This is a genomic window from uncultured Methylobacterium sp., assembly GCF_964251405.1.
Lineage (GTDB): Bacteria > Pseudomonadota > Alphaproteobacteria > Rhizobiales > Beijerinckiaceae > Methylobacterium.
The window spans coordinates 1-9,884 of sequence record NZ_CAXUJR010000117.1 but is presented as its reverse complement, the minus strand read 5'-3'; the positions used below and the strand labels follow the sequence as shown (position 1 = coordinate 9,884).

The following is a 9,884-nucleotide window of genomic DNA, read 5'->3' as shown; positions in this document are numbered from 1 at the left end:
GCCGCGCGGCGCGGAAGATCGGCGGCCGAAGCGACAGCGGTGAGCGCCGTGAAGGCAGCGAGCGAAGTCAGAAGCGTCTTCATTGATTATCCCCAGTGCGTTATTCGATCGCCTGGAAGGTAATCGATCTGGCCTTGCTTAGATGTAGCATCGAGGACACACAGCCGACGAGATGGTCAACTGTCAGGTCGGCGGTGTTCCGTTCGCCATCAGGACGGCGCCTGCGAGATAGAGCGAACCGCAGATAAGGATCCGCGGCGGCTGTTCGAAGGCGGTGTTCGCCAATCCCTCAAGGGCAGCCTCCACGCCGGACGCGACCTGGGCGCTCAGACCGACATCCGCCGCGATCCGGGCGATCTCCTCGGCGGGCCGGGCTGCCATCTGGCCCGAGATCGGCACGGCGACGAGGCCACGGGCGAGACCGACGAAGTTGCGCAGGAACCCTTCGGCGTCCTTGGTACCGAGCAGCCCCGCAATGAGGACGAGGGGCACGTCGCTGCGCTCGCCGAGATCCGCCATCGCAGCGGCGAGGATGCGACCGCCGTCGACGTTGTGGCCACCGTCGAGCCAGAGTTCTGCGCCGGCAGGCGCCATGTCGGCGAGGCGCCCCCGCGTGAGCCGCTGCAGGCGTCCGGGCCAATCGACGTTGCGCAGGCCCGCCTCCACCGCAGCGACGCCAATGTCGCCGAATCCCGCGACTCTCAGTGCCGCGATGGCGGTGGCCGCATTGGTGAGCTGGTGGCGCCCGGCCAATCGCGGCAATGGCAGGTCGAAGAGGTCGGTCTCGTCCTGGTAGACGAACCGGCCGTTCTCCTCGTGGACCGAGAAATCCTGGTTGCCGACCACGACCGGGGTGGCGCCGATCGCGGCCGCTTGGCGGCACAGGACGGCGTCGGCTTCCGCGTAGTCCTGGGCGGCGATCACGGCCGGGCAGCCGCGCTTGAAGATGCCCGCCTTCTCCGTGGCGACCGCCTCGACAGTGTCGCCGAGGTATTCGGCATGGTCGCGCCCAATCGGCGTGACGACGGCGGCGGCCGGCCTGTCGATGACGTTGGTGGCATCCACCCGGCCGCCGAGCCCGACTTCGAGCAGCAGCACGTCGGCAGGCGCCTCGGAGAACAGCAGCAGGGCCGCCGCCGTGGTGATCTCGAACACGGTGATCGGCTCGCCGCCATTGGCCGCCTCGCAGCGTGCGAGAGCCTCGGCGAGCCGTTCCTCCGGAACGAAGTGACCGCCGCCGATGGCACCGATGCGGATGCGCTCGTGGAAGCGTACGAGGTGGGGCGAGGTGTAGACGTGGGCGGCGAGTCCGCCCGCCTCCAGGATCGCCCGCATGAAGGCGATGGTCGAGCCCTTGCCGTTGGTGCCGGCCACGTGAATCACCGGGGGCAGACGGCGCTCGGGATGGTTGAGCCGCACCAGCAGCCGTTCGAGCCGACCGAGCGAGAGGTCGATCGTGCGGGGATGCAGGGCGAGGAATCGCGCCATCAGCGCGTCGGAGGAATCCATGCCGGAGGAATCCATTGGTGGCGCTGTGTCGTCGCGATCAGGCCGGTTCGGCCACGGGGGAGGGCGGTGAGGACGACCGGGCAGGACCCGATCCGGGTGCCGCCTCCGGTCCCCGGTTCATCAGGAGACCGCACAGGCGGACCACCGTCTCCTTCAGAGCGTGGCGGTGGACGACCTGGTCGACCATGCCGCGAGCCAGGAGGTATTCCGAGCGCTGGAAGCCGTCGGGGAGCTTCTCGCGAATGGTCTGCTCGATGACGCGGGGGCCGGCAAAGCAGATCAGCGCGCCGGGCTCGGCGAGATGGACATCGCCGAGCATCGCGAAGGAGGCGGTGACGCCGCCCGTGGTCGGGTTCGTCAGCACCACGATATAGGGGAGCTTGGCCGCGTTGAGCCGGCGGATCGCCACGGTGGTGCGGGGCATCTGCATCAGCGAGAGGATGCCCTCCTGCATCCGGGCGCCGCCGGAGGCGGAGAACAGGACGTAGGGGGTGCGCTTGTCGAGCGCGGTCTCGGCGCCGCGGATGAAGGCTTCGCCCGCCGCCATGCCGAGGGACCCGGCCATGAAGGCGAAGTCCTGCACCGCCAGGGTCATCGGCAGCCCGCCGACGCGGCCGAAGCCGATCTTGAAGGCGTCCTGCATCCCGGTCTTGGCGCGCGCCTCCCTGAGGCGGTCGACGTAGCGCTTCTCGTCGCGGAACTTGAGCGGGTCGGCGGCGACCTCGGGCAGCGGCACGTCGATCCACGTGCCCTCGTCGAACATCATCTTGAGGCGCGCCTGGGCGCTCATCTTGAGGTGATGCTCGGAGCCGGGGATGACCCAATGGTTTCCCTCCACCTCCTTGTGGAAGACCATCTGCCCGGTGTCGGGGCACTTGACCCACAGGTTCTCCGGGGTCTCGCGCTTGAACAGGGTCTTGATCCTGGGCCGGACGACCTCGGAGATCCAGTTCATCGGTTCCACCATCATCCAGCCACCGTCCCTATGCGCGAATTCGGTGCGCGCGACCTTTCGTTCAAGGTCCTGATCCCGTTTCGCGGCTCGGCGTCTCGCCCGCTACAGGCTTACGCCGGACGTTGGCCAGCCTCACGGATGCCCAAAGCCAGCTCGCGCACCAGAACGCTCACGGCCTCGACGGTCCCGGCTCCGGCCTTGCCCTCCGCGTCGAGGGAGCGATGCAGCGCGTCGACGAGGGCCGAGCCCACCACGACGCCGTCGGCGCCCCTGGCGATCGCGGCGGCATCGGCGCCGGTCCTGACGCCGAACCCCACCACGATCGGCAGATCGGTATGGAGACGGATGCGCGAGACCGCCTGCGCCACCTGGCCGAAATCCGGCTTCGCCGTGCCGGTGATGCCGGTAATCGAGACGTAGTAGACGAAGCCCGCCGTGTTCGCGAGCACCGCCGGCAAACGACGCTCGTCGGTCGTCGGCGTGGCGAGGCGGATGAAGGCGAGACCCTTGGCGAGCGCCGGCAGGCAGAGCTCGTCGTCCTCCTCGGGCGGAAGGTCGACGACGATGAGCCCGTCGATGCCCGCCGCCACCGCGTCGTCGAGGAAGCGATCGACCCCGTAGGTGTGGATCGGGTTGTAGTACCCCATCAGGATCACCGGGGTCTCGGCATTCCCGGTCCGGAACCTGCGCACGAGGTCGAGGGTCGCCACGACGCCCTGGCCGCCCTTGAGGGCGCGCAGGCCGGCCGCCTGGATCGCGGGGCCGTCGGCCATCGGGTCGGTGAAGGGCAGCCCGAACTCGACGATGTCGGCGCCTGCGCGGGGGAGAGCCTCCAGCACCTTCAGGGACGTTTCCGCATCGGGATCACCCGCCATCACGTAGGTGACGAGGGCGGCGCGCCCTTCCGCCCGGCAACGGGCGAACGTGGCGTCGATGCGTGTCGTCACGGAACTCGTCATGGTCATGTCGTCGGGTCTCGGGGTTCGTCTCGCGGTCGCGCTGCCTGGATGCCTTGCTGAGGAAAGCCGGCTCGCGGGCTGTCGATCCGCCGTCGATGACCCCGCGCTACACCATCGCGACCGGCCCGTGAAGCGGCGGAGGTCGCCTTCGGCCGAGCGGGAATGGACTTGGGTCGAACCGGAATGGACTTGGCGAGCCTCCTAAGGCGTCCTTCACGCTTCCGCGGCATCCTCTAACCGGTTACCGCGAAGGGACGGGAATGATCTGGTTCGAAGTCGTCGCCTGCGCGTTGGCCGGACTCGCGGGCGCTGCGGCCTTCGCGGCCGTATTCCGCCGCCGAGCCTCGCCGGGGGTCGAGAACGCCGAGTTCGAGCATCTGCAGGACAGGATATGGCGCCTCTCCGAGAGCGAGGAGCGTTATCGCGCGCTCGTGGAGGCCACCACCGAGATCATCGTCCAGCGTGACGGACAGGGCCGCATCACCTTCGCCAATGCCGGCTTCGCGACCTTGCTGGGGGTCGAGCCCATCGATCTCGTCGGCTCGACCGCCGGCTTGCGGACGCTGGCGCAGGGTCCGATCGAGGAGCGCCCCGACGGCGTGCGCCGGATCGAGATCGAGGTGATGCCCGTCGCCGGGCCGGCGCGCTGGTTCTCCTTCATCGAGATGCCGGTCACCGACGGCGAAGGTCAGGTCCAATGGCTGCGCGCCGGTTCCGACATCACGGCCCGCGTCGAGGCCGCCCGCTCCCTCGACGAAGCGCTGAGCCGGACCGAAGCCGCCAACGTCGCAAAATCGCGCTTCCTCGCCACCGTCAGCCACGAGATCCGCACGCCGCTCAACGGCATCCTCGGGATGGCCGACCTCGTCCTGGAGACCAGCCTCGATGCCGAGCAGCGAACCTATGTCGACGCGGTCCGCACCTCCGGCAAGGCCTTGTTGTCGCTGATCGACGGCATCCTCGATTTCTCGCGGATCGAGGCCGGGCGCCTCGATCTCGTCGCGGAGCCCTTCGACCTCTGCGGCCTCGCTGAAGGCGTCGTCGAGCTCCTCGCGCCCCGCGCCCAGGACAAGGGCATCGAGATCGCCCTCGAACTCGCCGACGACCTGCCCGAGGCCGTGGTCGGCGACGCGGACCGGGTGCGCCAGATCCTCACCAATCTCGCGGGCAACGCCGTCAAGTTCACCGCCCAGGGCGGTGTCGGGATCGTGGTGGAACGATGCGTGGAAGGCGTGTCGATCTCCATCGAGGATACCGGGCCGGGCATCCCCGAGGACCGCATTCCCGCACTCTTCGAGGAATTCGAACAGGAAGACAGCAGCGCCAGCCGCCGCCACGAGGGCACGGGCCTGGGCCTCGCGATCACGCGGCGCCTCGTCGCCCTGATGAATGGTCGGATCGAGGCGACCTCCACGGTCGGCCGCGGCAGCCTGTTCCGGGTCGTCCTGCCCCTTCCGGTGACGGGAGACGACGCAGCCACGCCGGTGTCGCTGCAGGGTCGCAGCGTGCTGATCGTGGCGGACTCGCCGTTCCAGGCCCCGTTCCTGGCACGGCGCCTGTCGCGCTCGGGTGCGGCGGCGCTCGTCGTCGACTCCGTGAAAGCGGGCATCGACGCCCTGGAAGGCCGGTCGTTCGATTCGGTGATCGCCGACCGCGCGCTCGGCGACGCCGCCGTCCGGTCGCTGGCAGCGGAAGCCCGCCGCAGGGGCGTGCGCTGCAGCCTGATCCTGCTGTCGCCGTTCGACCGGCGCGAGTTCGGCGCACCGGGGGCTGCCGGCTTCGACAGCTACCTCGTCAAGCCGGTGCGCACCCGCTCCCTGTTCGACCGACTGCTCGCCCCCGCGCTTCCGCCGGATCCGACGACCGCCGGGAGCGCCGCGACTCCCGCGCGGCCGGCCGGGGCACGCCGCCGCTGCGTGCTGCTCGCGGAGGACAATGCGATCAACGCGTTGCTGGCGACGCGGGCACTCGAGAAGCTCGGCGCACGCGTCGTCCTCGCTCGTGACGGCCTGGAGGCCCTGGCCAGCCTCGACCGGCAGATCGAGACCGGCGCGCCACCCTTCGACCTCGCCCTGATCGACATCCGCATGCCTGGTCTCGACGGCCTCGAGACCGCACGGCGCATCCGCGCCGGCGAGGCCGTGCGGGGCGGTCCTCGCCTTCACCTCGTGGCACTGACCGCCAATGCCGGGGACGCCGACGAGCGCGCGGCCCTCGACGCCGGGTTCGACGGGTTCCTGGCCAAGCCCCTGAACCTGCGGTCGCTACCCGCGCTCCTCGACTCCCGATCCGGCGCGGTCGCCTGAACCGGTCTCGTTGACAGGAGCGGCCCGCCGCGCGAACACGGCGCCATGGCATCTGGCTCCTCCCCGAACACCGGTGCGGCACCCCGCGACGGACTCGTCGCCCTGGGCATCGCAGCCCTGGTCGCGGCGACGGTGCTGACCGCCCATCTGGTTCCCGCCGCGACGCGGCATCCCGCGACCGCATCGTCGATCGACGAAAGATGCGCCGAATGGAGCGACGGCTGCCGCATCTGTCAGCGGACCCCGGAGGGCGTCGCCTGCTCGACGCCCGGGATCGCCTGCGTGCCGACGCCTACGAGTTGCCTGCGCAAGATCGGGAGCTGACGTCCGCCGTTTCGCTCGTCACCTCCAAGAAAAGTCGATTGCGCCGCAGATTCGTCTTGTGCGGAGGGCCGTCGACATTGAAGAATCGAGCCGCCGGACGTTTTGACGATTTCGATATGTCCTTTGGCCGCAGCGGGTAGCGAAAACCGCACGCGCATGCCATATCGAAGGGATGAGCGATACAATGACGAACACCCATCCGTACTCCCTGGAGATCCAGCCGCCTGCCAATCCGGGTGGTGTCTACCAGTGGCTGATCCGCAAGAACGGCAAGCTGGTGCAGCGGTCCGACCGCAGCCAGCCGACCGAGGCCAAGGCACGCGAGAACGGTCTTTCACAGATCGAGAAGCTGCTCTCGGGCGCGGGCGACCGCTGATCGAAAGCGTGGTGCCCTGGTCGGCGCCTCGCGATGGTCAGACCACGATGTTCGATTTCGCAATGCGGTGCTGCCCGAGATCCTGATCGTCCGTGACGGTGCCCGTCTTCCGTTTCGCACCGAGCCCGAACGGTCGTCTCCATCTCGGCCATGCCTTTTCCGCCCTCCTGAACGCCGAACTCTCGCGGCGCTCAGGGGGGCGTTTTCTATTGAGGATCGAAGATCTCGATCCGCAACGGTCCCGGCCCGACTTCGTCGCTGGGATCGAGGCCGATCTGGCGTGGCTCGGCCTGCGGTTCGAAGCTCCGGTCATGCGTCAGTCCCGACGCCTCGGGCTGTATCGCGAGGGAATCGACGCCCTCGTGCGTCGCGGCCTCGTCTATCCGTGCTTCTGCTCACGCGGGAAGGTCGCCGCCGACATCGCGACGCGCGACCGTGTTCCGGCGCGATCCTGGCCACGCGATCCCGACGGGACGCCGCTGTATCCGCGGACCTGCCGAGCCCTGACGTCGGTGGCGATCGCCGAGCGCATCGCCGCCGGCGAGCCTCACGCGTGGCGTCTCGACATGGAGGCAGCCCTTGCCGCCGCCCCCGGCCCCGGCCCCTATCGGTTCACGACCTTCCGGCGCGATGACGAGACCCGTCTCTGCGTCGCCGAGCCGGCGCGCTGGGGCGACGTCGTGATCGGGCGTCGGGACGTCGCGGCGAGCTATCACCTCGCCGTGGTTACGGATGACGAGGCGCAGGGGATCACCCATGTGGTGCGTGGCACCGACCTCTTCGCCGCCACTGATATCCACGTGTTGCTGCAAGTGCTGTTCGGATACCGCACGCCGCGATACCACCATCACGACCTCATCCTGGATGGAGCCGGAGACAAACTTGCCAAATCCCGCGGCTCCCGATCCCTGGCGGATCTGAGAGCAGAAGGCTGCTCGGCCGGCGAGATCCGCGCCCGGCTCGGCTTCTCTTGAATGATCGCACCATAGACGGGAGCCGTTGCCCCGCTTTGGGGCCAGCCTATCTCGCCGAAACGCTCACCGCATCGGATCGCGCTGAGCGATCGCGGTCCCGTTACGGGCCTTCTGCATCACACCGTCGATCTGCTCGCGCTGACGTCTGAACTCCGCCAGGAGCCGGCCGTCGAGTTCGCGTCCGCGCGGCACGCGGATCTTCATCGGGTCGACGAAATGCCCGTTGATGATGACCTCGTAATGGAGGTGCGCACCGGTGGAGAGGCCGGTCGAACCGACATAGCCGATGACTTGGCCCTGGCGCACCTTGGCGCCGTCCGCGACGCCGCGGGCGAAGCGGGACATGTGGTTATAGGTCGTGACGTAGCCATTGATGTGCTGGATCTCGACGCGGCGTCCGTAGCCGGCATCCCATTCCGCCTTGATTACGGTGCCGTTGCCCGCGGCCACGATCGGCGTTCCGATCGGGTTCGACCAATCGACGCCGGTGTGCATCTTGGCATAGCCGAGGACGGGGTGGCGGCGATAACCGTAGCCCGAGCGCATGATGCCGTCGGCGATCGGCTTGCGGATGAGGAACTTCTTGAGCGAACGGCCCTGATCGTCGAGGTAGTCGATCGCGCCGTCATCCGGCGACTGGAACCGGTAGACCTTCCTCGGCTCCCCACCGAGGTTCAGCATCGCGTAGAGCAGGTCGGGCCGTTCGACGGCGGCCGGACCGGCATCTTCCTCATAGCCGTAGAAGACGTCGAGGGCGTCGCCGGCCGAGATCCGGCGTTGGAAGTCGATGTCGTAGCCGAAGATGCGAACGAGGTCTTCGACCATGCCGCGGGGCAGTTCGTGACGGGCCGCCGTCTCGTGAAGGCTCTGGTAGAGGCGTGGGCCTGAACCTCCCTCTTCCTCCTCGCCTTCCGCTTCGACGGCGGCCGGACCCTTGCGGGCCGGGGCCTCCTCGGTCGGAGGTGCCACCGAGACGAAGGTGCCACGGTCGCTCATCGCGGCGATCGCCTCGATCCCCTTCTCGCCATAGAGGATCACCCGCGTGATCTGGCGCGGGTCGCCGGGCTTGGGTCCGGGTGCGACCTGAAGGCGAAACTGCTGGCCTTCGGGCAACTCGCCGGTCCGTGCCTTGCCGCCGAGCGCCGAGAGGATGCCGGCGACCTGCGCGCTCGAAGCCTGGCCCGTGGCCCTGAGAATGGCCTCCAGCGTTTCGCCGCGTTTGATCGCGACATCGCGTTCGTCGACCAGGGCCTGCTCGCCGCTGCGGATCTCGGTCTTGGCGAGCCTCGTGACGTTCTCTGGCACGACCAGCACGTCGATCGATTTGAACGGGCTCGATTCGGCCGGCGAGGGTGCCGTGCCGGCGAAGTCCGGACCCGCAGGGGCCTGCTGCAGCATCCGCGACAGCATCATCTGAGGAGCCAGCGGGATCGCCGAGCGGCGCCCGGCTTCGGCGGCGAGCCGGCGCTCTTCGGCAATCTGCGCCGTGACGTCGTCTTCCGTGAGGGCAGGGGACCCGGCCTCGACGGCGAGGGCGACGAGATCGTGCTTCAACACCGAGACTTCCGCGCCGGGGCCTTCGGAATTCACCGGATCGGCGATCCGCTCGGCCGGCTCGCTCGAGATGAACTTCATGGGATCGAAGCGCGGCGCCTCCGCGGCAAACACCCCCGTCGTCATCGACAGGGCAGTCGAGATGCGCACGAATGGGCGGATCTTGATGATCTCGCGGTCGCCGAGGCGGACGGTCACCGGCGCGCGGAAGCTCTGCTTGGCCGAGGCGATCATCGGGTTGCGGACCTGGCGGTCGCCCTTGCGCGATTCGTTGACCCCGGCGAGATCCGTGGTCTGGCGGACCTGAACGGGGACCCGCTCCGGGATCGCCGCGAAGGACACGTCTCCCTGGAGGGAGACGAAGATGGCACCACCGATCAGGACGGCCCCGGTAAGACCGGTGAGCGCACTGGCGAAGAGCCAACGCAGATTGACTTCGCGCCGATCGATCCGCGTCGCATCCGGACCGAGAAGGTCGAGCGGCGGTTCCGTACCGGCGGCGAAGCGCGGTGCCTCCCGGGCGGTGGCACTGCGATCCGGGTCGGCAATTCTGAGGCGACCGCGCTGCAAGAGCATTCCTATTGCGTGTCTGCGAGGGATCGCCCGGCCGAGTGCGGGGCTAAGGATCGACGGTCCCTTATGACAAACCATGTCTGAAGGCAGGATGTCGAGATTGAGGCGTGCGATGAGCCTGCCGTTTGGTGACTGATCGCGACCCCGCTCATGGCCGGCACAGGACAAACCATAGATCCTGCGGATTCCAGAGCCCGCCAAGCGTTCCGTCCGCCGTAACGGACAGCGCCATGTCATCCGTTCTTCATCGCCGTGTCATCGATCTGAAACGCGCTATTGACGTCCCCGTGCCCTCCGGCTATACCCCTGTTCATCGGCGCCGGCCGCGGGAGTGGATCGGCTGCTGACGCATCT

The 9,884-nt window shown here is 68.4% G+C and carries 8 protein-coding genes; 4 read left to right on the top strand and 4 right to left on the bottom strand.

What is annotated here, in order from left to right; translation table 11 throughout:
* Positions 1-183 precede the first annotated feature (183 nt).
* The 3 genes from ACFE7U_RS16165 to trpA form a co-directional block, all read right to left on the bottom strand.
* Complete coding sequence (locus ACFE7U_RS16165) at positions 184-1,509, bottom strand: bifunctional folylpolyglutamate synthase/dihydrofolate synthase (RefSeq protein WP_375410739.1); 1,326 nt, start codon at positions 1,507-1,509, stop codon at positions 184-186.
* A 37-nt stretch (positions 1,510-1,546) separates the two neighbouring features.
* Positions 1,547-2,476 carry an acetyl-CoA carboxylase, carboxyltransferase subunit beta gene (gene accD, locus ACFE7U_RS16160; RefSeq protein WP_375410741.1) on the bottom strand — a complete coding sequence of 310 codons (930 nt, stop codon included), beginning with the start codon at positions 2,474-2,476 and terminating at the stop codon, positions 1,547-1,549.
* 98 nt (positions 2,477-2,574) lie between these two features.
* Entirely contained in the window at positions 2,575-3,411 is an 837-nt protein-coding gene (trpA, locus tag ACFE7U_RS16155) for a tryptophan synthase subunit alpha (RefSeq protein ID WP_375410740.1), read from the bottom strand.
* A gap of 272 nt (positions 3,412-3,683) precedes the next feature.
* Here trpA and ACFE7U_RS16150 point away from each other — a divergent pair, with 272 nt between their 5' ends.
* From ACFE7U_RS16150 to gluQRS, 4 genes are all read left to right on the top strand, one after another.
* A complete protein-coding gene (locus ACFE7U_RS16150; protein WP_375410738.1) occupies positions 3,684-5,729 on the top strand; it encodes an ATP-binding protein in 2,046 nt (681 codons plus the stop codon).
* A 45-nt stretch (positions 5,730-5,774) separates the two neighbouring features.
* Entirely contained in the window at positions 5,775-6,053 is a 279-nt protein-coding gene (locus ACFE7U_RS16145; protein WP_375410737.1) for a hypothetical protein, read from the top strand.
* Between the two features lie 184 nt (positions 6,054-6,237).
* On the top strand, positions 6,238-6,429 hold the full coding sequence (locus ACFE7U_RS16140; protein ID WP_055885294.1) for a hypothetical protein: 192 nt from the start codon (positions 6,238-6,240) through the stop codon (positions 6,427-6,429).
* A gap of 92 nt (positions 6,430-6,521) precedes the next feature.
* Positions 6,522-7,403, top strand: a complete 882-nt coding sequence (gluQRS, locus tag ACFE7U_RS16135; RefSeq protein WP_375410736.1) for a tRNA glutamyl-Q(34) synthetase GluQRS — start codon at positions 6,522-6,524, stop codon at positions 7,401-7,403.
* 63 nt (positions 7,404-7,466) lie between these two features.
* On the opposite strand, the gene ACFE7U_RS16130 is transcribed toward gluQRS, so the two are convergent.
* A complete protein-coding gene (locus ACFE7U_RS16130) occupies positions 7,467-9,533 on the bottom strand; it encodes a M23 family metallopeptidase (protein WP_375410735.1) in 2,067 nt (688 codons plus the stop codon).
* Positions 9,534-9,884 lie beyond the last annotated feature (351 nt).